Source organism: Pseudomonas sp. WJP1, from assembly GCF_028471945.1.
Classification (GTDB): Bacteria; Pseudomonadota; Gammaproteobacteria; order Pseudomonadales; family Pseudomonadaceae; genus Aquipseudomonas.
In genome coordinates this window covers 6,464,108-6,488,581 of sequence record NZ_CP110128.1, presented here as the reverse complement: position 1 = coordinate 6,488,581, position 24,474 = coordinate 6,464,108, and the positions used below count along the sequence as shown (strand labels likewise).

Annotated in this window: 21 protein-coding genes; 12 read left to right on the top strand and 9 right to left on the bottom strand. The window is 61.7% G+C overall.

The window, feature by feature from the left end:
• Positions 1-162 precede the first annotated feature (162 nt).
• From OH720_RS29270 to OH720_RS29260, 3 genes are all read right to left on the bottom strand, one after another.
• Positions 163-2,064 carry a PhoX family protein gene (locus OH720_RS29270; RefSeq protein WP_272603799.1) on the bottom strand — a complete coding sequence of 634 codons (1,902 nt, stop codon included), beginning with the start codon at positions 2,062-2,064 and terminating at the stop codon, positions 163-165.
• Positions 2,065-2,131: 67 nt separating this feature from the next.
• Positions 2,132-2,896 (bottom strand): TOBE domain-containing protein, encoded by a 765-nt coding sequence (locus tag OH720_RS29265; RefSeq protein WP_272603798.1) that lies wholly within the window; start codon positions 2,894-2,896, stop codon positions 2,132-2,134.
• Positions 2,897-2,959: 63 nt separating this feature from the next.
• A complete protein-coding gene (locus OH720_RS29260) occupies positions 2,960-3,700 on the bottom strand; it encodes a ComF family protein (protein WP_272603797.1) in 741 nt (246 codons plus the stop codon).
• A 94-nt stretch (positions 3,701-3,794) separates the two neighbouring features.
• Here OH720_RS29260 and bioB point away from each other — a divergent pair, with 94 nt between their 5' ends.
• The 10 genes from bioB (at position 3,795) to OH720_RS29210 (ending at position 16,385) form a co-directional block, all read left to right on the top strand.
• Complete coding sequence (gene bioB / locus OH720_RS29255) at positions 3,795-4,850, top strand: biotin synthase BioB (RefSeq protein WP_008054545.1); 1,056 nt, start codon at positions 3,795-3,797, stop codon at positions 4,848-4,850.
• 155 nt (positions 4,851-5,005) lie between these two features.
• Complete coding sequence (bioF, locus tag OH720_RS29250) at positions 5,006-6,184, top strand: 8-amino-7-oxononanoate synthase (protein WP_272603796.1); 1,179 nt, start codon at positions 5,006-5,008, stop codon at positions 6,182-6,184.
• Positions 6,177-6,908: an alpha/beta fold hydrolase gene (locus OH720_RS29245; protein WP_272603795.1), complete on the top strand. Its 732-nt coding sequence runs from the start codon at positions 6,177-6,179 to the stop codon at positions 6,906-6,908. Before bioF ends, OH720_RS29245 begins: the two co-directional genes overlap by 8 nt.
• Positions 6,901-7,713: a malonyl-ACP O-methyltransferase BioC gene (bioC, locus tag OH720_RS29240; RefSeq protein WP_272603794.1), complete on the top strand. Its 813-nt coding sequence runs from the start codon at positions 6,901-6,903 to the stop codon at positions 7,711-7,713. The genes OH720_RS29245 and bioC overlap by 8 nt, the downstream gene beginning before the upstream one ends.
• Positions 7,710-8,390, top strand: a complete 681-nt coding sequence (bioD, locus tag OH720_RS29235; protein WP_272603793.1) for a dethiobiotin synthase — start codon at positions 7,710-7,712, stop codon at positions 8,388-8,390. Before bioC ends, bioD begins: the two co-directional genes overlap by 4 nt.
• 127 nt (positions 8,391-8,517) lie before the next feature.
• Entirely contained in the window at positions 8,518-8,814 is a 297-nt protein-coding gene (locus OH720_RS29230; protein ID WP_272603792.1) for a pyrroloquinoline quinone biosynthesis protein PqqE, read from the top strand.
• Between the two features lie 250 nt (positions 8,815-9,064).
• Entirely contained in the window at positions 9,065-10,870 is a 1,806-nt protein-coding gene (locus OH720_RS29225) for a phenylacyl-CoA dehydrogenase (protein ID WP_272603791.1), read from the top strand.
• 295 nt (positions 10,871-11,165) lie between these two features.
• A complete protein-coding gene (locus OH720_RS29220) occupies positions 11,166-12,458 on the top strand; it encodes a GGDEF domain-containing protein (RefSeq protein WP_272603790.1) in 1,293 nt (430 codons plus the stop codon).
• A gap of 87 nt (positions 12,459-12,545) precedes the next feature.
• On the top strand, positions 12,546-14,342 hold the full coding sequence (locus OH720_RS29215; protein WP_272603789.1) for an acyl-CoA dehydrogenase C-terminal domain-containing protein: 1,797 nt from the start codon (positions 12,546-12,548) through the stop codon (positions 14,340-14,342).
• Between the two features lie 264 nt (positions 14,343-14,606).
• The gene (locus OH720_RS29210) at positions 14,607-16,385 is read left to right on the top strand and encodes an acyl-CoA dehydrogenase C-terminal domain-containing protein (protein ID WP_272603788.1); all 1,779 of its coding nucleotides are present in this window, start codon (positions 14,607-14,609) and stop codon (positions 16,383-16,385) included.
• 227 nt (positions 16,386-16,612) lie between these two features.
• On the opposite strand, the gene OH720_RS29205 is transcribed toward OH720_RS29210, so the two are convergent.
• Complete coding sequence (locus tag OH720_RS29205; protein ID WP_272603787.1) at positions 16,613-17,542, bottom strand: LysR family transcriptional regulator; 930 nt, start codon at positions 17,540-17,542, stop codon at positions 16,613-16,615.
• A gap of 169 nt (positions 17,543-17,711) precedes the next feature.
• On the opposite strand from OH720_RS29205, the gene OH720_RS29200 reads away from it, so the two are divergent.
• Positions 17,712-18,995: an aspartate aminotransferase family protein gene (locus OH720_RS29200; protein ID WP_272603786.1), complete on the top strand. Its 1,284-nt coding sequence runs from the start codon at positions 17,712-17,714 to the stop codon at positions 18,993-18,995.
• A 217-nt stretch (positions 18,996-19,212) separates the two neighbouring features.
• On the top strand, positions 19,213-19,371 hold the full coding sequence (locus tag OH720_RS29195) for a YqaE/Pmp3 family membrane protein (protein ID WP_003228885.1): 159 nt from the start codon (positions 19,213-19,215) through the stop codon (positions 19,369-19,371).
• A gap of 6 nt (positions 19,372-19,377) precedes the next feature.
• On the opposite strand, the gene OH720_RS29190 is transcribed toward OH720_RS29195, so the two are convergent.
• From OH720_RS29190 to pqqB, 5 genes are all read right to left on the bottom strand, one after another.
• On the bottom strand, positions 19,378-21,204 hold the full coding sequence (locus OH720_RS29190; RefSeq protein WP_272603785.1) for a S9 family peptidase: 1,827 nt from the start codon (positions 21,202-21,204) through the stop codon (positions 19,378-19,380).
• Positions 21,170-22,300: a pyrroloquinoline quinone biosynthesis protein PqqE gene (pqqE, locus tag OH720_RS29185; protein ID WP_442967324.1), complete on the bottom strand. Its 1,131-nt coding sequence runs from the start codon at positions 22,298-22,300 to the stop codon at positions 21,170-21,172. Before pqqE ends, OH720_RS29190 begins: the two co-directional genes overlap by 35 nt.
• A gap of 13 nt (positions 22,301-22,313) precedes the next feature.
• Positions 22,314-22,589: a pyrroloquinoline quinone biosynthesis peptide chaperone PqqD gene (pqqD, locus tag OH720_RS29180; RefSeq protein ID WP_272603783.1), complete on the bottom strand. Its 276-nt coding sequence runs from the start codon at positions 22,587-22,589 to the stop codon at positions 22,314-22,316.
• Positions 22,586-23,338, bottom strand: coding sequence for a pyrroloquinoline-quinone synthase PqqC (gene pqqC / locus OH720_RS29175; RefSeq protein ID WP_272603782.1), 753 nt, complete (start codon positions 23,336-23,338; stop codon positions 22,586-22,588). Before pqqC ends, pqqD begins: the two co-directional genes overlap by 4 nt.
• A gap of 146 nt (positions 23,339-23,484) precedes the next feature.
• Entirely contained in the window at positions 23,485-24,396 is a 912-nt protein-coding gene (gene pqqB / locus OH720_RS29170; RefSeq protein ID WP_272603781.1) for a pyrroloquinoline quinone biosynthesis protein PqqB, read from the bottom strand.
• Positions 24,397-24,474: the final 78 nt, after the last annotated feature.

Sequence of the window (24,474 nt, the reverse complement as noted above, 5' to 3'; positions counted from 1 at the left end):
CAGGCATGGTAGCGCAGACGGGGCTGCTTTAGGGACTGGGCTTGAGATGTGTGGTGTCTGGGCTGACGCTTTCGCGGGCAAGCCTCGCTCCTACGGGTTCACCGCCAATTTCAACATGGCGCTGATCCTGTAGGAGCGAGGCTTGCCCGCGAAGAGGCCCTCTCAGGCGCCGACGATTCCGCCGTCTTCACGCGAAATGGCAATCACCGAAGACCGCGGCTTTCCGTTCGGCAAGTGCTCAGGGAAGGTCGAGCCGCCGTTCTCCCCCGGATGCTGAATCCCGACAAACAACGTCTTCTGGTCCGGCGAAAAACTGATGCCCGTCACCTCACAACCAATCGGCCCGACCATGAACCGGCGAATCTCCCCGGTCACCGGGTCGGCGCAGAGCATCTGGTTGTTGCCCATGCCGGCGAAATCACCGGCATTGCTCGAATCGCCGTCGGTTTGAATCCACAGCCGCCCGGCATCATCGAACGCCAATCCATCCGGACTGTTGAACATGTTCTGCGGGGTGATGTTCGACGAGCCGCCTTTCGGCGTACCGGCATGCACTTGCGGGTTGCCGGCGACCACGAACAGGTCCCAGGCAAAGGTGTTCGAGGCGTGGTCGTCGCGGTCGGTGCGCCAGCGCAGGATCTGCCCGTAGACATTCTTCTCGCGCGGGTTCGGCCCGCCCACCGGTTGCCCGTCTTCACCACGCTTGGCGTTGTTGGTCAGGGTGCAGTAAACCTGGCCGTCCTTGGGGCTGACGACAATCCATTCCGGACGGTCCATACGCGTGGCCTTCACCACGCTGGCGGCCAGGCGCGCGTGAATCAGCACCTGGCCCTGGTCGGCAAAACCGCTGCTGGCGTCGATGCCGTTTTTGCCGTGGGTCAGTTCGATCCATTGCCCTTGGCCCTTGGGGTGATCGGCATTGCCGTCGCCGGCGTCGAAACGTGCCACGTACAGGGTGCCGTGGTCCAGCAGGTCGCGGTTGGCCTTGGGATTCTGGTGATTGATCTTGTCGCGGCTGACGAACTTGTAGATGAACTCGCCGCGCTCATCGTCGCCCATGTAGACCACGGCGCGGCCGTCCGTGGTTTCGGCCAGGGCGGCGTTTTCATGTTTGAAGCGGCCCAGTGCGGTGCGCTTGACCGGCGTCGACTGCGGGTCGAACGGGTCGATCTCGACCACCCAGCCGTGCCGGTTGAGTTCGTTGGGGTTGTGCGCCAGGTCGAAGCGCGGATCGTGTTGATGCCAGTTGATGTCTTTGCTGGCCGCCACCACGCCGTAGCGTTTTTGTGCGCCATCGAATTTCTGTTCGGCATCGCTGCTGCCAAAGCAGTCGGTGAAGTTCTCTTCGCAGGTCAGGTAGGTGCCCCACGGCGTCTTGCCGTTGGCGCAGTTCTGGAACGTGCCGAGGACTGTCTTGCCTTGCGCATCGGCACGGGTTTTCAGCAGTTCGTGACCGGCGGCCGGCCCGCTCAGGTTGATCGGCGAATTGCCGTGGATGCGCCGGTTATAGCGCGAGCCCTGGACAAACTGCCAATGACCACTCTCGCGCTGCACCTCGATCACCGACACGCCTTCGCAGGCCAGGGCCTTGTGCACTTCTTGTGCCGATTGCGGCATGCCAGCGTGGGGGTAGAGGTAACGGTAATTGGTGTATTCGTTGTTGATCGCCATCAGCGCCCGGTTGTTGTCATCGGGGAAGGCGAACAGGCTCATGCCGTCGTTGTTGTCGCCGAACTGGACTTCCTGATGTTCGGCGGTGCCGTTGCCGCTCACGTCGAACGCCGGGCCGTTTTTCTGCAGGGGCTGGCCCCAACTGATCAGGACCGAAGACTTGTAGCCGGGTGGCAGGCTGATCGCGTCGCTGGTCGCGGCGGGAATGCTTTCGAAACCCAGCAACCGGCTGGTGCCGGCGCTGACACTGGCAGCCAGCACGCTGCGGCTCAGCAGATTGCCGCCGAGGAACATGGCGGCACCGCACAAGGCGCCTGCGCTGATAAAGCCGCGACGGCTGAGGCCGACCATGCGTTCGAGGTCGGTGGACTGGTTTTCTTCTAATAGGCTCACATCAGGCTCCCTGCGATTTTTGCAGTCACCTTAATGGTGGGCGATGACGCTTTTGTTGCAGTTGTATTTAAAGTGGCGTGCCGAGCAATACATTGGAGGGAGAGAATTGCGCACGCACCGGTTTTCCGCAGGTCAGCTTGCGCGATTGCAAATGCCGGGGCTCAGCCAGCGCGCAGAGGGTCTGGCCATTGGGCAGGCCGATTCGCACTTCACAGGGGCCGTCTTCGGCGTCGAGGATCTCCTCGATCACGCCTTCAAGGCAATTGTGTCCTGGTGTTGCTTCATCGCCGCTGCCGAGCACATCGAGCCATCCGGCCTTGATCAGGGCGACGACTTCGGTGCCGGTTTGCAGGTCCAGGCGCACGGTGCTGTCGTGTGTGATCTGCGCCTCGATGCTCAAGCCTTCGGCCAGTTCAAGGCGAACCCGATCGTTGTGGCCCTGGGTTTCAATGGCCGCGATTTTTCCGTGCAACTGATTGCGTGCGCTGGTCCTGAGCATCAGGCGACCGAGCAGGTCAAGGTCGCTGGCGTCTTCAGCGGCTTCCAGTACCTGGGCTTGCAGCGCCTGCAGCTTTTGATAGAGGCGCAGCACACGCTCGCCTTCGGCGGAGAGTTTTGCGCCACCGCCGCCTTTGCCGCCGACACTGCGTTCCACCAGCGGTTTCTGCGCAAGGTTGTTCAGCTCATCGATGGCATCCCAGGCGGCCTTGTAGCTCAAGCCCGCGCTTTTCGCCGCGCGGGTGATCGACCCCTGCTCGGCGATGTGTTGCAGCAGGGCAATGCGTTGCGGGCGACGGACAATGTGCTGGGACAACAACGTAGGCAAGGACATGGCAGGACGCTTTGGGCTATGACGATGGTGAGGACGTTGGCGGCTCGGGGCCCGGGAGTCAAGTCACGGCGACTCGCCGGGTTTGGGTGTGCGTGCCAGGCAATAGACGTCGACCCGCGTAGCGCCTGCGTCCATCAGCAGTCGAGCCAGTGCTTGCGCCGTGGCACCAGTGGTCAGCACGTCGTCCACCAGCGCCAGGTGGCGCCCCCTCACTGATGCGTCGGGTGCCAGGGCGAAGGCGTGGTGCAGGTTCTTTTTGCGTGCCTTGGCGTTCAGGTCTTGTTGGGCATTGGTGTCCTGGGGCCTCGATAGCAGCCGTTCATCGCAAGGTATCTCGAGGCGCTCGCTGAGCCAACGCGCCAGCATCACGGCCTGATTGAAGCCGCGTTGGCGCAGGCGCCGGGTAGCCATCGGCACGGGTACCAGCACCTCAGGTCGCGGCAGATCATCGTCGAAGCGATGTTGCAGCGATTGGACAAGAAGTTCGCCGAGCAGGTGGCCAAACGGCCATTTCGCGCTGTGCTTGAAGCGGGTAATCAGGCTGTCTACCGGGAAGCTGTAAGTCCAGGGGGCGACCACCTGCTCGAAGGCCGGCGGCTGCATGAGGCATTGGCCGCAAGTCATGCCGGCGGCGGGCAAGGGCAGCGCGCAGGTCTGGCAGTGATCGCCGAGCCAGGGCAACTCGGTTTCGCAGGCCATGCAAATGGGCGTGGCGCCATCGGCGACTTCATCGCACAGCAAACAGTGCTGGTTGTTTTTTAACCAGATGTAAACCTGCTTATCGTGTCGTGGTTGACAGTGCATGACTCTTCCTTAAATATGCCGAAACACCTGTGATGCGCCGGCGGAAATTCCATTTCCCGGTCGCCTGCCAAAGCATAAAACAAAGGAAACGCCCATGAGCGCCAGCACCTCTGCAACTTTGCGTCATGACTGGTCTTTGGCCGAAGTCAAAGCACTCTTCGTTCAGCCATTCAATGACCTGTTGTTCCAGGCGCAGACGGTGCACCGCGCGCATTTCGACGCCAACCGCGTCCAGGTATCGACCCTGCTGTCGATCAAGACCGGTGCTTGCCCGGAAGATTGCAAATATTGTCCGCAGTCCGGTCACTACAACACCGGCCTGGAAAAAGAAAAGCTGATGGAAGTGCAGAAGGTCCTCGAAGAGGCCGCGCGTGCCAAGGCCATCGGGTCGACCCGCTTCTGCATGGGCGCGGCGTGGAAACACCCGTCGGCCAAAGACATGCCTTACGTGCTGAAGATGGTCGAAGGCGTCAAGGCCCTTGGCCTGGAAACCTGCATGACCCTCGGCCGCCTCGATCAGGACCAGACCGAAGCGCTGGCCAAGGCCGGCCTCGACTACTACAACCACAACCTCGACACCTCGCCTGAGTTCTACGGCAGCATCATCACCACCCGCACTTACAGCGAGCGCCTGCAAACCCTGGCCTACGTACGTGAGTCGGGGATGAAGATCTGCTCCGGTGGCATCCTCGGCATGGGCGAATCCCTCGATGACCGCGCCAACCTGCTGATCCAGCTGGCCAACCTGCCGGAGCATCCGGAGTCGGTGCCGATCAACATGTTGGTGAAAGTCGCCGGCACGCCGCTGGAAAATGCCGACGACGTCGACCCGTTCGACTTCATCCGCATGCTCGCGGTAGCGCGGATCCTGATGCCCAAGTCCCACGTGCGCCTGTCCGCTGGCCGCGAAGCCATGAACGAGCAGATGCAGGCCCTGGCCTTCTTCGCCGGCGCCAACTCGATTTTCTACGGCGAGAAACTGCTGACCACCGCCAACCCGCAGGCCGACAAGGACATGCAACTGTTCGCACGCCTGGGGATCCTGCCGGAAGCCCGCGAAGAGCACGCCGACGAAGTGCATCAGGCCGCCATTGAACAGGCGCTGGTGGAGCAGAAGAGCAGCGAGCAGTTTTATAACGCGGCTGTCTGATCTCCGATCCTTCTGAAGAAATGCAAAACCCCTGTAGGAGCGAGCCTGCTCGCGATTGCGGTATGACATCCAATAACGATGTCGACTGACACACCGCCATCGCGAGCAGGCTCACTCCTACAAGGGATCTGTGTCATCTGAAAGTCGAGGCCTGCATGTCTTTCGATCTCGCCGCACGCCTGGCTGCCCGTCGTGCTGAAAACCTCTACCGCCAACGTCCATTGCTCGAAAGCCCGCAAGGCCCGCAAGTGGTGGTGGACGGCCAGCCATTGCTGGCGTTCTGCAACAACGACTACCTGGGCCTGGCCAATCACCCACAAGTGATCGAAGCCTGGCGCGCAGGGGCTGCAAAGTGGGGCGTGGGTGGCGGGGCTTCGCATCTGGTCATCGGCCATAGCGGTCCGCATCACGCCCTCGAAGAAGCCTTGGCCGACTTCACCGGTCGCCCGCGTGCCCTGCTGTTCACCACCGGCTACATGGCCAATCTCGGGGCGGTCACGGCGCTGGTGGGGCAGGGCGATACGGTGCTCGAAGACCGGCTCAATCACGCCTCGTTGCTGGACGCGGGACTGTTGTCCGGGGCACGTTTCAATCGTTACTTGCACAACGATGCGGCGAGCCTGGCCAATCGTCTTGAGAAAGCCACCGGCAATACGCTGGTCGTCACCGACGGTGTCTTCAGCATGGACGGCGACATCGCCGACCTGCCGGCGCTGGCGCGAGAAGCCAAGGCCAAAGGTGCATGGTTGATGGTCGATGACGCCCACGGTTTCGGCCCGCTGGGCGCCAATGGTGGCGGGAGCGTCGAGCATTTCGGCCTGGGCATGGACGACGTGCCGGTACTGGTCGGCACGCTCGGCAAGGCGTTCGGCACGGCGGGAGCTTTTGTGGCCGGCAGCGAAGAGTTGATCGAGAGCCTGATCCAGTTCGCTCGCCCCTACATCTACACCACCAGCCAGCCACCGGCCCTGGCCTGTGCGACCCTCAAAAGCCTGGAACTGCTGCGTAGCGAGCATTGGCGCCGCGAGCATTTGCAGACGCTGATCCGCCAGTTCCGCCAGGGCGCCGAGCAGATCGGCCTGGAGCTGATGGACAGCTTCACGCCGATCCAGCCGATCATGATCGGTGACGCCGGGCGCGCGGTGCGCTTGTCGCAGATGCTGCGCGAACGCGGCTTGATGGTGAGCGCGATCCGCCCGCCCACCGTGCCGGCCGGCAGTGCCCGACTGCGCGTGACCCTGACCGCCGCCCATAGCGAGGCGCAAGTACAGCTATTGTTAGAGGGACTGGCCGATTGTTACCAACGACTGGGAGCGGAGCCTGGCCATGCGTGATCGACTGATTCTGCTGCCCGGCTGGGGCCTCGGAATTTCACCGCTGCAACCCTTGGCCGCAGCCTTGCAGGGCCTGGACGAACACCTGCGAGTCGAAATCGAGCCGCTGCCTGAGCTGGAGTCGAGCAATCTTGAGCACTGGCTCGATGAACTCGACGCCAGCGTGCCACAGGACGCCTGGCTGGGCGGGTGGTCGCTGGGTGGCATGCTCGCGTCCGAATTGGCGGCGCGCCGCGGCGACCGTTGCTGTGGCTTGCTGACCCTGGCGAGCAACCCTTCTTTTGTGAGCCATGAACAATGGCCAAGCGCAATGCCCGGCGAAACGTTCGATGCCTTCCTGGCGGGTTGCGCTGCCGATCCGCGCACGACCTTGAAGCGCTTTTCATTGCTCTGCGCCCAAGGTGGGGAAGACCCGCGCGGCTTGTCGAGGCTGTTGCTCGGGGGTGCGCCACACTCCACGGCGGCCGTGCTGATGAGTGGCCTGGAGTTGCTTGCGCAACTGGACACCCGCCAGGCCCTGCAGACTTTCCGCGGTCCGCAATTGCACCTGTTTGCCGGCCTCGACGGGCTGGTGCCGGCTGAAGCCGCCGAGGCGTTGTTGGCGTTGCTTCCGGATGTCGAAATCGGCCTGATCGAACAGGCCAGCCACGCGTTTCTCCTGGAAAATCCCCACGGTGTCGCGGGGGCGATCCAGGCCTTTTTGCATGAGTGCGGCGATGACTGATTTAGCCTTTCCAAAATTGCCCGGCGGCTTGCCTGACAAGCGCCAGGTAGCCGCCTCGTTTTCCCGTGCAGCGGCAAGCTACGACAGCGTGGCCGAGTTGCAACGTGATGTCGGTGGCCAGTTGCTGCGCCGTTTGCCGCAGGCGTTCGTACCCCGGCGCTGGCTCGATCTTGGCTGCGGCACCGGCTATTTCAGCCGAGCGTTGGGTGAGCGCTTTCCCGACGGCCAGGGCGTGGCGCTGGATATCGCCGAAGGCATGCTCAATCACGCCCGGCCATTGGGTGGGGCTACACACTTCATCGCTGGCGACGCCGAGCGCATGCCGTTTCGCGATGCGACCTGCGACCTGATTTTCTCCAGCCTGGCCGTGCAATGGTGTGCGGACTTCGCGTCGGTGCTCAGCGAAGCGCATCGGGTGCTCAAACCGGGCGGTGTCTTTGCATTTGCTAGTCTCTGTGTGGGCACGTTGTTCGAGCTGCGTGACAGCTGGCGTGAGGTGGATGGCATGGTGCACGTCAACCGCTTCCGCGAGTTCAACGTTTATCAACAGCTGTGCGCGGCCAGCGGCTTGCGGGCGATCAGCCTGGAAAACCAGGCGCATGTACTGCATTACCCGGACGTGCGCAGCCTGACCCATGAACTCAAGGCCTTGGGGGCGCACAACCTGAACCCTGGGCGTCCGGGCGGCTTGACCGGTCGGGCGCGGATTCTCGGCCTGGTCGAGGCTTATGAGCAGTTTCGTCAGGCCAAAGGCCTGCCCGCGACTTATCAAGTGGTGTACGCCGTTTTGGAGAAACCCTTATGAGCTCCGCGTATTTCATCACCGGTACCGACACCGATGTCGGAAAAACCACGATTGCCGCTGGCCTGCTGAATGCCGCGCGATCAGCCGGGTTAAGTACAGCTGCGGGCAAGCCGGTGGCCTCTGGCTGCTCGGTGACGCCCAAGGGCCTGCGCAATGCCGACGCGCTGGCGCTGCTGGCGGAGTGTTCGGTGCCCTTGACCTACCCCCAGGTCAATCCGGTGGCGCTGGAACCGGCGATTGCGCCGCACCTGGCCGCGCGTGAGGCCGGCATTGCGTTGACTGTGCAATCGCTGCTGACTCCGATGCAACAGATACTCGACATGCAGGCCGACTTCACCCTGATCGAGGGGGCTGGAGGCTGGCGCGTGCCCTTGGCGGACCAGGACAACCTGTCGGACCTGGCGAAGGCGCTGGGCTTGCCAGTCATTCTGGTGGTCGGCGTGCGCCTGGGGTGCATCAACCACGCATTGCTGACGGCCGAGGCGATTGCCCGGGACGGTTTGCAGCTTGCGGGATGGGTGGCGAACATCATCGATCCGAAAACCTCGCGCCTGGAAGAAAACCTCGCGACACTCGCCGAACGCCTGCCAGCGCCATGCCTGGGCCGGGTGCCCAAGCTCAAGGTGGTCACGGCCGAAGCGGTGGCGGAGCACCTGCAACTGGACCTTTTGGACTAGGTATTGGCTATGGCACGGCACGGTGCCATTAGCGTTTTTGACGGGCGATTTCTCGGTATGTCTGCTTCAATGAGTGTTGATGGCTCTTTGACCATTGATGTCTCTTTTAGCAAGGACGAGCAATTCCATGGAAATCTCGGGAAATACCGCTTTTTATGCCGGCCTGAGCACGATTCAGGCGGGGCGGAACCGTGTCGACCAAGCCGCGGGACAAATCGCGAATACGACGATCGAGCGTTCGGTGACCAGCCAGTCTTCCGAAGCTCAGGTCGATCGCCTGCGTTCGGTCGATCGCAGCCGGCAATCGGACCTCGTCAGCCATAGCATCGAAATGGCCGAAGGTCGGTTTCAGGTGGAGCTGGGCGCCAAAGTCGCCAAGGCTTCCGATGAAGTGCTCGGCACCCTGATCGACACCTACGCCTGAACTCACGCTGAAAGCGCACCGTCCGACGGTACGCTTTCAGCGTGAGTCCTGTATCCATCCTCTTTCTCGCGCTGCGCGTTGCTCGTGCAATGGCGTCAGGCTCGCGTGCGCGCTGATTGGTCATGGAATGACGAATGGCAAAAGATCGGTGCTTGACAAGATTTGGGCGTAAACGTATGTTTCAAACAACTGTTTGATCGTTTCGACAACGGTCGCTCACTCCCGGTTACATCAGCAGAGGTTTATCGCTATGCCTGACTACAAGGCCCCCTTGCGTGATATTCGCTTCGTTCGTGACGAACTGCTCGGCTACGAAGCGCACTATCAGAGCCTTCCGGCTTGTGCAGACGCAACTCCAGACATGGTTGACGCCATTCTCGAAGAAGGCGCCAAGTTTTGTGAGCAGGTGCTGGCTCCGCTGAACCGCGTGGGTGACACCGAAGGCTGCACCTGGAGCGAGTCGGGCGTTAAAACGCCGACCGGTTTCAAAGAGGCCTACAAGCAATTTGTCGAAGGCGGCTGGCCAAGCCTGGCCCACGACGTGGAGCACGGCGGCCAAGGCCTGCCGGAATCCCTGGGTCTGGCAGTCAGCGAAATGGTCGGCGAAGCCAACTGGTCGTGGGGCATGTACCCAGGCCTGTCCCATGGCGCGATGAACACCATCTCCGAGCACGGCACGCCTGAGCAACAAGAGGCTTACCTGACCAAGCTGGTTTCCGGCGAATGGACCGGCACCATGTGCCTGACCGAACCGCACTGCGGCACCGACCTGGGCATGTTGCGCACCAAGGCCGAGCCTCAGGCCGACGGTTCCTACAAAGTGTCCGGCACCAAGATCTTCATCTCGGCCGGTGAACACGACATGGCCGACAACATCGTGCACATCGTGCTGGCCCGCCTGCCGGATGCACCGGCTGGCACCAAAGGCATTTCGCTGTTCATCGTGCCGAAGTTCCTGCCAAACGCCGATGGTTCGATCGGTGCGCGTAACGCCGTGTCCTGTGGTTCCCTGGAACACAAGATGGGCATCCACGGTAACGCCACCTGCGTGATGAACTTCGACGCGGCCACCGGTTTCCTGATCGGCCCGGCGAACAAAGGCCTGAACTGCATGTTCACCTTCATGAACACCGCACGTCTGGGTACCGCGCTGCAAGGCCTGGCCCACGCCGAAATCGGTTTCCAGGGTGGCCTGAAATACGCTCGCGATCGCCTGCAAATGCGCTCGCTGACCGGGCCGAAAGCGCCGGAAAAAGCCGCTGACCCGATCATCGTGCACCCGGATGTACGTCGCATGCTGTTGACCATGAAGGCATTCGCCGAAGGCAACCGCGCGATGGTGTACTTCACTGCCAAACAGGTCGACATCGTTAAATACGGCGTGGACGAAGAAGAGAAAAAGAAAGCCGACGCACTGCTGGCCTTCATGACTCCGATCGCCAAGGCCTTCATGACCGAAGTCGGTTTCGAATCCGCCAACCACGGTGTGCAAATCTACGGCGGCCACGGCTTCATCGCCGAGTGGGGCATGGAGCAGAACGTTCGCGACAGCCGCATTTCGATGCTGTACGAAGGCACCACCGGCATCCAGGCACTCGACCTGCTGGGCCGCAAAGTGCTGATGACTCAAGGCGAAGCCCTCAAGGGTTTCACCAAGATCGTCCACAAGTTCTGCCAGACCAACGAAGGTAACGAAGCGGTCAAGGAATTCGTTGCGCCGCTGGCTGCACTGAACAAGGAATGGGGCGAGCTGACCATGAAGGTCGGTATGGCCGCCATGAAAGATCGCGAAGAAGTCGGCGCGGCCTCCGTGGACTACCTGATGTACTCCGGTTACGCCTGCCTGGCCTACTTCTGGGCTGACATGGCACGCCTGGCTGCCGAGAAACTGGCTGCCGGCACGTCCGACGAGGCGTTCTACAACGCCAAGCTGCAGACTGCGCGCTTCTACTTCCAGCGTATCCTGCCGCGCACCCGCACTCACGTTGCAACCATGCTGTCGGGCGCCAACAACCTGATGGACATGAAAGAAGAGGACTTCGCGCTGGGCTACTAAGTCTTAACGCGTTACTTCAAGAGCCGCTGTTCCTTCGGGAGCGGCGGCTTTTTTGTTTATTTAACATTTGCCAGCATCCAGCTCACACCGATCGACACCGAGGTCCGCAGACCCGAGGAGGGCCATTGCAGCCGTTCTATAACGACCTCTGAGTGACTTCCCCTGGAGTCACGGCCGGCACTGATTGCTGCCCGTGACGCTGTTTTACAAAAAATCACTCAGTAAGTCGGGGTTGGTGCCGTTACAGTTGTTGGCACATTGCCATCAATTGAAATGACGGGTCGGAGTTTTACCCTTGCAACGTTCTTCCGCTGTCCGCATGAGTCATTTTTTGCCGTCCTTACTGCTGTTACTGGCGGGGCTCGCGGCTGCCTATATCAAGGACCTGAACGTTTTCTTCACGTCACTGTTCAACGTGCTGCCAACCCTGGTGCTGTTGCTCGGCGGTGCCTACTGCGCGGTTTACCGACGCCAGCGTGAGCTGTTCCTGATGGTCACGGTGTACATCGCCTACTTCCTGCTCGACACCCAGACCGATTACTACCGTGACAACGGCAAGGTGCGTGATGACGCCGCGGTGGTTTTCCATTTGTGTTGCCTGCTGTTGCCGTTGCTGTTCGGCGTATTCGCCGCCTGGCAGGAGCGTACGCATCTGTTCCAGGACATGGTCGCCCGTTTCGCCGTGTTGCTGGCTGTCGGCAGCGTCGCATTGGCGCTTGAACAAAGTTACCCACAGGCGTTGCTGGCGTGGTTGGCGGAGATTCGCTGGCCGGCCTTGCATGGCGCCTGGATGAGCCTGATCCAGTTGTCCTATCCGGTGTTCATCGCCTCGTTCGGGCTGCTGGCCTACCAGTATTGGCGCCACCCCAGACCCCTGCATGCGGCACAGTTGGTGGGATTGCTCGGGCTGTTCTGGATGTTGCCGAAAACCTTCATCCTGCCCTTCACCCTGAACATCATGTGCAGCCAGGTGATGCTGATGATCGCCGCCGCCGTTGCCCATGAGGCCTATCAAATGGCCTTCCGTGACGAACTGACCGGGCTGCCGGGACGCCGTGCGTTGAATGAGCGCATGCAGCGCCTGGGGCGCAACTATGTGTTGGCCATGAGTGACGTCGACCACTTCAAGAAATTCAACGACACCCACGGCCATGACGTGGGTGACCAAGTGCTGCGACTGGTCGCCAGCAAGCTGTCGAAAATCGGCGGAGGCGGTAAGGCTTATCGCTACGGTGGTGAGGAGTTCGCCCTGGTGTTTGCCGGCAAGACCCTCGAAGAGTGCATGCCGCACCTGGAAGTCATTCGCGAATCCATCGCCACCTACAACATTCATCTGCGCAACCAGGACAGTCGTCCACAGGATGACAATCAGGGTCGCCAGCGTCGCGCCGGCGCCAGTGCCTCGAGTGTGTCGGTGACTGTCAGCATCGGCGTTGCCGAGCGCGTGGAGCAACGCACGCCCGAGCGAGTGCTCAAGTCCGCTGACGAAGCGCTTTACAGTGCCAAGGGCGCCGGGCGCAATTGCGTGATGGCGTTCGGGCAGAACCGCCGTGGTGCCGTGCGCATGGGCGCCGCTGCGGTTGAGTGATGACGGCGCATTCAGCGTCTGGACTGTCATTGTGAAGGGCGAGGCGGCGGCAGTAGGTTTGAGTCATCTACCGCCGGAGAAATGACCATGCCCGCCTACAAGGCCCCCCTGCGCGACATGCGCTTTCTGATTGACCACGTCTTCGATTTCCACAGTAACTACGCAACCCTGGGCGCCTCCGATGCCAGCCCGGACATGGTCAGTGCGATCCTCGAAGAGGGCGCCAGATTCTGTGAGAACGTGCTGTCGCCACTCAACCGTAGCGGCGACGAAGAGGGCTGCCATTTCGACAACGGTGTGGTCACGACGCCCGCAGGTTTCAAGCAGGCTTTCGCCCAATACGTCGAGGGTGGCTGGCATGGCCTGGCGGCTGATCCGGCGTATGGCGGCCAGGGTCTGCCCGGCTCACTGGGGCTGGTCATCAGCGAAATGGTGGGGTCGAGCAACACGTCCTGGGGCATGTACCCCGGTCTGACTCACGGCGCCATGTCGGCGATCCACGCCCATGGCACTCAAAAGCAGAAACAAACCTACCTGAGCAAACTCACCGCCGGCCAATGGACTGGCACCATGTGCCTGACGGAAGCCCATTGCGGCACCGACCTGGGCATCATCAAGACCCGCGCCGTGCCGCAGGCCGATGGCAGTTACGCGATCACCGGCAGCAAGATTTTCATCTCCGCCGGCGAGCACGACATGAGCGCCAACATCATTCACCTGGTACTGGCGAAGCTGCCGGATGCACCGGCCGGGACCAAGGGCATTTCGCTGTTTATCGTGCCCAAGTTCCTGCCCGATGCCGCGGGTGAAGCGGGCGAGCGCAATGCTGTTGCCTGTGGTTCCATCGAGCACAAGATGGGGATCAAGGCTTCGGCTACCTGCGTGCTGAATTTCGACGGGGCCAAGGGCTTTTTGATCGGTGAGGCGAACAAGGGTCTCAACTGTATGTTCACCATGATGAACCACGCGCGACTCGGCACGGGCATGCAGGGTTTGTGTCTGGGCGAGGCGAGTTTCCAGGGCGCGATCAAGTACGCCAACGACCGTTTGCAGATGCGCGCTTTGACAGGTCCCAAGGCACCGGAAAAAGCCGCCGACCCGATCATCGTGCATCCGGATGTACGTCGGATGTTGCTGACCATGAAAGCCTTCAACGAAGGCAACCGGGCACTGACTTACTTCACTGCGCAGTTGCTCGACGTCGCGCACCTGAGCGCTGATGCAGCGGCGCGTCAGGATGCCGAAGACCTGCTGGCGTTCCTGACGCCGATCTGCAAAGCCTTCATGACCGAAACGGGGCTGGAAGTGACCAACCATGGTATGCAGGTGTTCGGTGGACACGGCTTCATTCGTGAATGGGGTATGGAGCAGCTGGTGCGCGACTGCCGAATCGCGCCGATCTATGAGGGCACCAATGGCATCCAGGCGCTGGACCTGCTCGGGCGCAAAATCCTCGGCAGCCAGGGCAAGCTGCTGCGCGGCTTCACTAAAATCGTCCACAAGTTCTGTGCAGCGAACGCTGAGCATCCGCAGTTGGCCGGTTATGTGGCGCAACTCGACGAGTTGAATCAGCAGTGGGGCGAACTGACCACCAAGGTCGGCATGGCCGCAATGAAAAATCCGGATGAAGTCGGCGCGGCATCGGTGGATTACCTGATGTACAGCGGTTACATCATCCTCGGCTATCTGTGGTTGCGCATGGCGTTGGTGGCGCAGGCGCAGCTCGATGCCGGCAGCGGCGACGCGGATTTCTGCCGGGCCAAACTGGCGACCAGCGAGTTCTATTTCAAGCGTTTGTTGCCGCGTACCGCAGCGCATCGCACCGCTGTCGAAGCGGGCAGCGATTGCCTGATGCAGTTGCCGGCGGAGCTGTTTGCGCTCTGACGCACCCCCCTGTAGGAGCGAGCATGCTCGCGATGGTCGTGAACGATAACGCTGGAAGTCAGGTACCCCGCGGCGTTCTCAGGTTTATCGCGAGCAGGCTCGCTCCTACAATTCTTGCGTTTCGCCTCTGCATTTGTTGATGACTAAAAATTACAAATCAGTCATGTGCTGACCCTATGTGTCGCAAAAGTTGTTGGGTTACACTCGGACCCAAAGAAAACATCTTTCCTACGAACCACCTGTTTAGATCTTGCGAGGTTTGCCATGGCTGACTACAAAGCGCCCCTGCGCGATATGCGCTTCGTCCTCAATGAAGTATTCGAGGTCGCCAAACTCTGGGCCGAGCTGCCAGCACTGGCCGATTCCATTGATGCTGAAACAGTCGAAGCCATTCTCGAAGAAGCCGGCAAGGTCACCAGCAAAACCGTCGCGCCGCTGAGCCGTGCGGCTGACGAAGAAGGTTGCCACTGGGCGGACGGTGCCGTCACCACGCCGGCAGGTTTCCCACAGGCTTACCAGACTTACGCTGAAGGCGGTTGGGTCGGTGTCGGTGGCGACCCTGCCTACGGTGGCATGGGCATGCCCAAGGCCGTTTCGGCCCAGGTCGAAGAGATGGTCAACTCGGCCAGCCTGGCGTTCGGCCTGTACCCGATGCTGACCGCCGGTGCCTGCCTGTCGATCAACGCCCACGCCAGTGAAGAACTGAAGGCCGCCTACCTGCCGAACATGTACGCCGGGGTCTGGGCCGGTTCCATGTGCCTGACCGAACCGCACGCCGGTACCGACCTGGGGATCATCCGCACCAAGGCCGAGCCTCAGGCCGACGGTTCCTACAAGGTCAGCGGCACCAAGATCTTCATCACCGGCGGTGAACACGACCTGACCGAAAACATCATCCACCTGGTGCTGGCCAAGCTGCCGGATGCACCGGCTGGCCCTAAAGGGATTTCGCTGTTCCTGGTGCCCAAGTTCATGGTCAATGCCGACGGCAGCCTGGGCGCGCGCAACCCGGCAAACTGTGGCTCGATCGAGCACAAGATGGGCATCCAGGCCTCGGCGACCTGCGTGATGAACTTCGACGAAGCGGTGGGTTACCTGGTCGGCGAGCCGAACAAAGGCCTGGCGGCGATGTTCACCATGATGAACTACGAGCGTCTGGGCGTCGGCATCCAGGGCCTGGCCACCGGCGAGCGCTCTTATCAGAATGCCGTCGAGTACGCCCGCGATCGCCTGCAGAGCCGTTCGCCAACCGGCGCGCAGAACAAAGACAAAGTCGCTGACCCGATCATCGTCCACCCGGACGTGCGTCGCATGCTGCTGACCATGAAAGCCTCGAACGAAGGCGGTCGCGCCTTCTCCACCTACGTGGCCATGCAACTGGACACCGCCAAGTTCAGTGAAGACGCCACCACGCGCAAGCGCGCAGAAGATCTGGTGGCCTTGCTGACCCCGGTGGCCAAGGCGTTCCTGACCGATCTGGGCCTGGAAACCACGGTTCACGGCCAGCAGGTGTTCGGCGGCCACGGTTACATCCGTGAGTGGGGCCAGGAGCAACTGGTGCGTGACGTGCGCATCACCCAGATCTACGAAGGCACCAACGGCATCCAGGCGCTGGACCTGGTGGGGCGCAAGATCGTCGGCAGCGGCGGGGCGTTCTACAATCTGTTTGCCGACGAGATTCGCCACTTCACCGCAACGGCCAGCACTGACCTGGGAGAGTTCACCAAGCCGCTCAACGATGCGGTGACGACCCTTGACGAGGTGACTGCATGGCTGCTGGACCGGGCGAAAAACAACCCGAATGAAATCGGCGCGGCGTCGGTCGAGTACCTGCAGGTATTTGGCTACGTGGCCTATGCCTACATGTGGGCGTTGATGGCCAAGGCTGCCTTGGGCAAAGAAACCCAGGACGATTTCTACGCCAGCAAACTGGGCACCGCACGCTTCTATTTCGCCCGCTTGCTGCCGCGTATCCACTCGCTCAGCGCGTCGGTGAAGGCCGGTAGCGAATCGCTGTTCCTGCTGGATGCCGGGCAATTCTGATGTTGTAACCTTATGTAAGCATTCTCTTACATGACGTGCTGCTGTTCTCCCATAGTCGTAAATTGGATCCACGGCTAATCTACTTCTCATGGACGTAGCGCAGGAAGCGCAAAGCAACAACACGGACACGTAGGATTCTGCCAGGACGGCGGAGTGAAATGGATGTCAGGGAAACAGTCTGCAAAGCCCCGCTTCGGCGGGGTTTTCTTATGTCTCGAGAAAAGTGTTCAGCCCAGGCCATCCAGTGCCGGCGGGCTGTTCAAGCGCTCATCCGGCCGATTGATCACCTCTTCCAGCAACGTGCGCAGCAAGGCCAGCGATGCCTGTTGCCGTTGCACATCGCGACAGACCAACCCGACTTTCAGCGGCACCCGCGGCTCGCTCAGGGGTTTCCACAACAATTGCTGGTTGCCGTGGGTCTTCTGTGAGCGTCCGGGCAGTACCGTCGCCAGTCGCGTGTGCGGCAGGCTGTCGAGAATGCCAGCCATGTTGTTCAACTCGGCCTGGACCTGCGGACGTCGTCCCAGGCTGGCCAGTTGCGCCTGCCAGATCTGCCGTATCTGAAACTCTTCACCCAGCAACAACATGGGCAGTTCGGCGGCCTGGCTCATGGAGACTTTCTTGAATTCGCGCAGGGGATGGTCTGCCGGGATGACCAGCGTCAGTTCGTCCTCGTACAACAGCACCCCATGCAGGCCTGGCTGGCGAGGCGGCAAGTAGCCTATGCCGATGTCGAGCGATCCATTGAGCAGGCGCCGCTCGATTTCCAGCCCCGTCAGTTCATAGATCTGCACCACCAGATGGGGCTGCGCCTTGCGCACCCTTTCGAGCATTTGCGGCACCAGGCTGGTGTGCACGGTTTGCAGTACGCCAATGGCCAGGGTGCGCAGCGCGTGGCCCTTGAAGTTGCCCAGTGCTTCGCGTGCCCGTTGCAGGCCGTCGAGCAAGGGCAGGGCATGGTTGTACAGCGTATGGGCTGCCAGGGTCGGCAACAGGCGTTTGCTGCTGCGTTCGAACAGGCTCACATCGAGGGTTTGTTCGAGCTGGCGGATCTGCTGGGACAGCGCCGGCTGGGAAATGGACAGCCGCTCGGCCGCCCGGCCCACGTGGCCCTCTTCGTAGACCGCGACGAAATAACGCAGTTGCTTGAAATCCATAAGTAATGCTTATCGAAAATGCTGGGAAATCGAAATGGCTCATCGCCTTGCCTGAGCCTAGTCTAACCGCATTCACACGGCTTACAGGGCCCCGGAACGCGATGAATACCCTTTGCTTCGATGGCGTTTGCATAGGTAACGCAAAAAACCTGCTGCGAGGGTTGAACCCATGAATCTGTTCAGCCTGCGTCGAAACGCGCCCAGTCTCGATGATTTGCTCGCGGACAGTTCCTCTGCGCTCAAAGGAGACAATCTTTGCAGCGAGTACCTGATGCCCAGTGTCGTTCGGCCCCAGCAGGTTTTTACCCGCGGCCAGGGTTCCTGGTTGTGGGACAGCGATGACCGTGCGTATCTGGATTTCTCCCAGGGCGGCGGCGCCAACAGCCTCGGCCACAGCCCCAAGGCACTGGTCAGTGCCATTACCGCGCAGGCGCAAGCGCTGATCAATCCCGGTTTCGCCCTGCATAACCGCGGCCTGCTCAAGCTCGCCGAGCGACTCTGTGCCAGCACTGGCAGCGACCAGGCTTACCTGCTCAACAGTGGCAGCGAGGCCTGCGAGGCGGCGATCAAGCTGGCGCGCAAATGGGGTCAGCGCCATCGCGGTGGCGCTTCGCGAATTATCGTGGCCAACCAGGCTTGCCATGGGCGTAGCCTGGGGACGATTTCAGCATCCGACAGTGCGACCCTGGTCAACCGTTTCGAGCCGCAGCTTCCGGGCTTCAGCCGCGTCCCCTTCAACGATCTTGCGGCGCTGAACGCGGCGGTGGATGAACGGACCGTGGCGATCATGCTCGAGCCGATCCAGAGTGAAGCCGGGGTAATTGCGGCCACTGCGCATTACCTCAAAGGGGTCGAGCGCCTGTGCCGCGAACTGGGCATCCTGCTGATCTTCGACGAAGTACAAACCGGTATCGGTCGCTGTGGCAACTTGCTGGCAGAGCAGTCCTACGGCGTGCGGGCCGATATTGTCGTGCTCGGCAAAGGGCTTGGCGGTGGAGTTCCGGTGGCGGCGCTGCTGGCGCGGGGCAAGGCCTGTTGCTTCGAAACGGGCGAAATGAGCGGTACCCATCATGGCAATGCGCTGCTGAGCGCCGCCGGCCTGGCGGTGCTCGACAGCGTGCAGGACAAAGGCTTTCTCGAGCATGTCGGGGAGATGGCGCAGCACCTGCGCGAAGGCCTGCAGCGCTTATCCCATCGTTACGGCCACGGCGAACTGCGCGGACAAGGGCTGCTCTGGGGGCTGACCCTCTCCGACGACTCGGCCGACGCCGTGGTCAAGGCCGCGTTGTACGAAGGGCTGTTGCTCGATGCGCCGCAAGCCGATTGCCTGCGATTCACCCCGGCGCTGACAGTCAGCAAATCCAACATCGATGAAATGCTGCTGCGCCTGGCCCGCGCTTTCTCCCGCGTGCGCACCGCGCAGCTGCAATGCCGCAAAGGGATTGCCGTCTGAGTCGTCGCCCCCGCACGAATTCCCGAATCGTCTCGCGGTATAACGCACGCCCCACGCCTGATTTTTTTGGCGTGGGGCGTTTTTTTTGTGGCGATTGCTTCATTCAGAAACATGGCCTGGGTACATTGGCCTGAACAATCGGGCTGAACCCTGACCAACGGTACAGGTCGATAGGTTATGGGCTCGCGTGAGCCCACTTCAATCAGGAGCTGCGTCCATGGACTTTATCCGCATCATCATCGCCATTCTGTTGCCGCCACTGGGTGTGTTTCTTCAAGTGGGGTTCGGCGGAGCGTTCTGGCTGAACATTCTCCTGACGCTGTGCGGCTACATTCCCGGCATCGTGCATGCGGTGTACATCATTGCCAAGCGTTGAGGCGGTTCAATTGGCAAACGCCATCACCCGCCGATAGAACAACCATTCCTGCTCCAGCGCATGCGCCTGGTTGCCAGCTTTGCGAAAGCCGTGGCGTTCGTCTGCGTAGTAATGGGCTTCGACCAGAATGCCGTTCTCCTGCAGGGCCTCGACCATGTCGCGGGTCTGCTGCGGCACCACCACGGCATCCAGCTCGCCTTGAAAGAAGATCACCGGCACGCGAATGTTGCCGGCATGCAGTAACGGCGTGCGGGCGGCGTAGCATTCGGCATCCTGTTGTGGATCACCGATCAGCCAGTCCAGGTAGTCACCCTCGAACTTGTGTGTCGCCCGGCCCAGCGCCACAGGGTCGCTGACCCCGTAAAGACTGGCGCCGGCACGAAACACCTGGTGGAACGCCAGCGCGCACAGGGCGGTGTAGCCGCCAGCGCTGCCACCGCGAATGAACGCCTGCTGGCCGTCGATCAAGCCGCGTTCGGCGAGGTGGCTGACCACCGCGCTTGCGTCTTCGACATCGACTTCGCCCCAGCGCAAATGCAGGGCCTGGCGATAGTCCCGGCCGTAACCGCTGCTACCGCGATAGTTGAGATCGGCCACGGCGAAACCGCGTTGCGCCCAGTACTGGATGCGCGTATCGAGCATCGGATAACACGCCGAGGTCGGGCCGCCATGGATGAACACCACCAGTGGCGGCTTGGCGTCGCCAGTCATCGCCGGGTAGAAGAAGCCGTGGGCTTCACCGGACCCGCTTGGGTAACGCAGGGTTTGCGGGCGACTGATTTGCTCGGGGGGCAGCGGTGCAATACCGCCGGCGAGAACCTTCACTTGCCGGGTCTGGCGGTCGATGGCGATCACCGCCGCTGAACTGACGGGGGAGGCTGCAATGCAGTAGATGAACTGGTCATCCACAGCAAGATGGCGGAAGCGGCTGTAATCGCCGGTAAAGTCGTCGCACCCGGTGGCGCAAAGCCCCAATCGGCCGAAGCCGGCCTCTGTCCAGCTGGCGAGGTAGCTGCCCTCGCTCAGGGGTAACCAGGTGCAGCCGCCCAGTTGCCAGGGCGCCGGGCCGTGATCGGCAGCGGCGCTGGGCAATGGTGCCAGGCCATCGGCTGATTCCACCCAGGGCTGCCAGTAACCAGCGCGATCGGTCAGGCAGAACAAGCGACCGTTACCATCGAAGCGAGGTTGTTGCAGCGACTCTTGCCCCTGGTCGCCAGCCACGCAGCAGGGCGCCACGAAGCCGCCATCGGCCTGGCGTTGCGCAACCATCAAACGGGTCGCGGTCCAGGGCTGATTCGGGCGACTCCACTCGATCCAGGCCAGGCGTTGCGCATCGGGGCTCAAGGTCGGCGCGGCGTAGAAATCCGCGCCTTCGGCCAACAAGTGCCGCGTGCCATCTGCCAAGTCGATCGCCACCAGGCGGTGTTCATTGCGGTTTTCCTCAACCGCCAACACCTGGCCATTGGCGAACTGCAGGTCGCCGTATCGACACACGCCAGACGTCAGCACCTCGGGCGTTTCGCCTTGCAGTGATTGGCGATACAGCTGCTGATCGGCCTCGTTGACGAAGACCACGCCGTCGTCGGTCAGGCAAAACGCACCACCGCCATATTCGTACACCCGACTGCGCACGCTGAACGGGGGTGGCGTCAGGCAGTTGGCCACGCCATCACGCCAGTGCCAGATCCGGCACGCGGCATCCTCCGGGCGGTATTCGTTCCAGAACAAGCCATGGGGGCCGACCTGCAGCTCGGCAAAATCGATGCCGGCGGCGACGGCGTTGGCGGCGCTGAAGGGTTCAGCTTTTGGCGATGAGGCGTGAGTTTCGTTCATTGCGAAAGGCCAGTTGTTCAATGGTCTGGGTCGCGTGCTCCGCCTCTTCGCGGGCCTTGAGGATCACGCCGTGATGGGGCGACTTGCTGCACACCGGGTCGGCGTTGCGCGCATCCCCCGTGAGCATGAACGCCTGGCAGCGACAGCCGCCGAAGTCCTTTTCCTTCTCGTCGCAGGAGCGGCACGGTTCGGGCATCCAGTCGTAGCCGCGAAAGCGGTTGAAGCCGAACGAGTCGTACCAGATGTGCTGCATGCTGTGGTCGCGTACGTTGGGAAACTGCACCGGCAGCTGGCGGGCGCCGTGACAGGGCAGCGCGGTGCCGTCCGGCGTCACGGTCAGGAAGATACTGCCCCAGCCGTTCATGCAGGCTTTCGGGCGTTCTTCGTAGTAGTCCGGCGTGACGAAAATCAGCTTGCACGGATGCCCTTCGGCTTCCAGTTTGGCGCGGTATTCATTGGTGATGCGTTCGGCGCGTACCAGCTGCTCTTTAGTTGGCAATAACCCGACTCGATTGAGCTGCGCCCAGCCGTAGAACTGGCAGGTGGCGAGTTCGACGAAGTCGGCTTCCAGGGCGATGCACAGCTCGATGATGCGGTCGATCTTGTCGATGTTGTGCCGATGGGTCACGAAGTTCAGCACCATCGGGTAGCCATGGGCTTTCACGGCGCGGGCCATTTCCAGCTTCTGCGCGAAGGCCTTTTTCGAGCCCGCCAGCAGGTTGTTCACCTGCTCGTCGCTGGCCTGGAAACTGATCTGGATGTGATCGAGGCCGGCTTGCTTGAAGTCGCTGATTTTCTGCTCGGTCAGGCCGATGCCGGAGGTGATCAGGTTGGTGTAGAAACCCAGCTGGCGCGCCTCGGCAATCAGCTCGGCGAGGTCCTGGCGCACCAGCGGCTCACCGCCGGAAAAGCCCAGTTGCGCCGCGCCCATCTCGCGCGCCTCGCGGAACACCTTGATCCACTGTTCGGTGCTCAATTCCTTGCCTTGCTCGGCAAAATCCAGCGGATTGGAGCAGTACGGGCATTGCAGCGGGCAGCGGTAGGTCAGCTCGGCCAGCAACCACAGCGGTAGGCCGATCTCGGGTGTGGGCGGCACTTGCCTCGACGAGTCAGGCAAGTTCGATCCAGTGCTGCGCACGGGCAACCTCCATGAATTGCTCGATGTCGTCACCGAGCTCGGGCACGCCGGGGAACTGCCGGTCGAGCTCGGCGATGATCGCGGCGACATCGCGTTGACCATCGATCAAACCGCCGATCAGCGCGGCGCTTTCATTGAGTTTGATCATGCCTTCGGGATACAGCAGCACATGGCCTTTCTGCGCCGGTTCGTACTGGAAACGGTAGCCTGGGCGCCAGGTCGGGGTCTTGCTGCGATCGAAACTCATAGGGTGATTCCTTTATGCCAGACCCGTTGTTCGGTCACGCTGTGATACGGCGGGCGATTGAGTTCATAGGCCATGCTCATGGCGTCGAGCATGCTCCAAAGAATGTCCAGTTTGAACTGGAGAATTTCCAGCATGCGCTCCTGGCCTTCCCGCGTCTTGTAGTGCTCGAGGGTGATGGCCAGGCCGTGCTCGACATCACGTCGCGCCTGGCCCAGGCGCGTGCGGAAATATTCGTAGCCGGCGGGGTCGATCCACGGGTAGTGCTGCGGCCAGCTGTCCAGGCGCGACTGGTGGATCTGCGGGGCGAACAGTTCGGTCAGCGAGCTGCTGGCGGCTTCCTGCCAACAGGCGCGGCGGGCGAAGTTGACGTAGGCGTCGACGGCGAAGCGCACGCCGGGCAGCACCAGTTCCTGGGAGCGCAATTGGTCCGGGTCGAGGCCGACCGCCTGGCCCAGGCGCAGCCAGGCTTCGATGCCGCCGTCTTCGCCGGGGGCGCCGTCATGGTCGAGCAGGCGTTGAATCCATTCGCGGCGGATTTCGCGGTCCGGGCAGTTGGCCAGGATGGCGGCGTCTTTCAGGGGGATGTTCACCTGATAGTAAAAGCGGTTGGCGACCCAGCCCTGGATCTGCTCGCGGCTCGCCCGGCCCTGGTACATCGCCACGTGATAGGGGTGATGGATGTGGTAGTAGGCGCCCTTGGCGCGCAGGGCGGCTTCGAATTCGGCGGGGGACATGGGGGTGTCGGTCATTGCTGCTCTCCGGGGGTGTCTGGTCTGACGCGCCTTCACTGTAGGAGCCAGGCTTGCCGGCGAACCGGGCGCTGCGGTGCAACAGATGCACCGCGTAATCGTTCTTCGCCGGCAAGCCTGGCTCCTACAGGCGATAGGGCCCTGCGCTACAGCACAATACTCATGCCGTCATACGCCACTTCAACCTGGCGCCGCTCCAGCTCCGCCCGCTGCGGCGAATCTTCGTCGAGAATCGGGTTGGTGTTGTTGATGTGGATAAGCACCTTGCGCTGTTCGGGCAGTTGTTCCAGCACTTCGAGCATGCCGCCGGGGCCGTTCTGCGCCAGGTGGCCCATCTCCCGACCGGTGCGGGTGCCAACGCCACGGCGCTGCATTTCGTCGTCGTCCCACAGCGTGCCGTCGACCAACAGGCAATCGCTGGCGGCCATGATCTCCAGCAGCGGCTCATCGACTTTGCCCAGCCCCGGCGCATAGAACAGCTTGCCGCCGGTATTGAGGTCTTCGACGATCAGGCCGATGTTGTCGCCCGGATGCGGGTCGAAGCGATGCGGCGAGTAAGGTGGCGCAGCGCTGCGCAGTGGCAGCGGGGTGAAGCGCAGGTTCGGGCAGGCCGGGATGCTGAAACTCTGGTCGAGTTCGATGCGGTTCCAGTTCAGGCCACCGTTCCAGTGGGTCAGCATGTTGAACAGCGGGAACCCGGTGCTCAAATCCTCATGGACCATGTCGGTGCACCAGACCTGGTGCGGGCAACCTTCACGCAGCATGAGCAGGCCGGTGGTGTGGTCGATCTGGCTGTCCATCAGGATGATCGCGCTGATCCCGGTATCGCGCAGTGCGCGCCCCGGTTGCATGGGCGCGAAACTCTGGAGCTGGGCACGGATGTCCGGGGAGGTGTTGCACAACACCCAATTCACGCCATTATCGGAAATCGCGATGGACGATTGGGTGCGCGCCTTGGCCCGCAGGCTGCCATTGCGAAAACCTGCGCAGTTCTCGCAATTGCAGTTCCACTGAGGAAAACCACCGCCGGCGGCGGAACCTAGGATCTGGACAAACATGGGCGCTCCATCATTTCAACGCTGAAAATAAAACGCCTCGGATAACCGAGGCGTTGTGCTGCATTCCTGCCAGGGCAG

Bases quoted from the DNA above. Each gene is read 5' to 3' on its own strand.
- OH720_RS29265 (WP_272603798.1), bottom strand. From the start codon at position 2,896: ATGTCCTTGCCTACGTTGTTGTCCCAGCACATTGTCCGTCGCCCGCAA.
- OH720_RS29260 (WP_272603797.1), bottom strand. From the start codon at position 3,700: ATGCACTGTCAACCACGACACGATAAGCAGGTTTACATCTGGTTAAAA.
- bioB (WP_008054545.1), top strand. From the start codon at position 3,795: ATGAGCGCCAGCACCTCTGCAACTTTGCGTCATGACTGGTCTTTGGCC.
- bioF (WP_272603796.1), top strand. From the start codon at position 5,006: ATGTCTTTCGATCTCGCCGCACGCCTGGCTGCCCGTCGTGCTGAAAAC.
- OH720_RS29245 (WP_272603795.1), top strand. From the start codon at position 6,177: ATGCGTGATCGACTGATTCTGCTGCCCGGCTGGGGCCTCGGAATTTCA.
- bioC (WP_272603794.1), top strand. From the start codon at position 6,901: ATGACTGATTTAGCCTTTCCAAAATTGCCCGGCGGCTTGCCTGACAAG.
- bioD (WP_272603793.1), top strand. From the start codon at position 7,710: ATGAGCTCCGCGTATTTCATCACCGGTACCGACACCGATGTCGGAAAA.
- OH720_RS29230 (WP_272603792.1), top strand. From the start codon at position 8,518: ATGGAAATCTCGGGAAATACCGCTTTTTATGCCGGCCTGAGCACGATT.
- OH720_RS29225 (WP_272603791.1), top strand. From the start codon at position 9,065: ATGCCTGACTACAAGGCCCCCTTGCGTGATATTCGCTTCGTTCGTGAC.
- OH720_RS29215 (WP_272603789.1), top strand. From the start codon at position 12,546: ATGCCCGCCTACAAGGCCCCCCTGCGCGACATGCGCTTTCTGATTGAC.
- OH720_RS29210 (WP_272603788.1), top strand. From the start codon at position 14,607: ATGGCTGACTACAAAGCGCCCCTGCGCGATATGCGCTTCGTCCTCAAT.
- OH720_RS29205 (WP_272603787.1), bottom strand. From the start codon at position 17,542: ATGGATTTCAAGCAACTGCGTTATTTCGTCGCGGTCTACGAAGAGGGC.
- OH720_RS29200 (WP_272603786.1), top strand. From the start codon at position 17,712: ATGAATCTGTTCAGCCTGCGTCGAAACGCGCCCAGTCTCGATGATTTG.
- OH720_RS29195 (WP_003228885.1), top strand. From the start codon at position 19,213: ATGGACTTTATCCGCATCATCATCGCCATTCTGTTGCCGCCACTGGGT.
- OH720_RS29190 (WP_272603785.1), bottom strand. From the start codon at position 21,204: ATGAACGAAACTCACGCCTCATCGCCAAAAGCTGAACCCTTCAGCGCC.
- pqqD (WP_272603783.1), bottom strand. From the start codon at position 22,589: ATGAGTTTCGATCGCAGCAAGACCCCGACCTGGCGCCCAGGCTACCGT.
- pqqC (WP_272603782.1), bottom strand. From the start codon at position 23,338: ATGACCGACACCCCCATGTCCCCCGCCGAATTCGAAGCCGCCCTGCGC.
- pqqB (WP_272603781.1), bottom strand. From the start codon at position 24,396: ATGTTTGTCCAGATCCTAGGTTCCGCCGCCGGCGGTGGTTTTCCTCAG.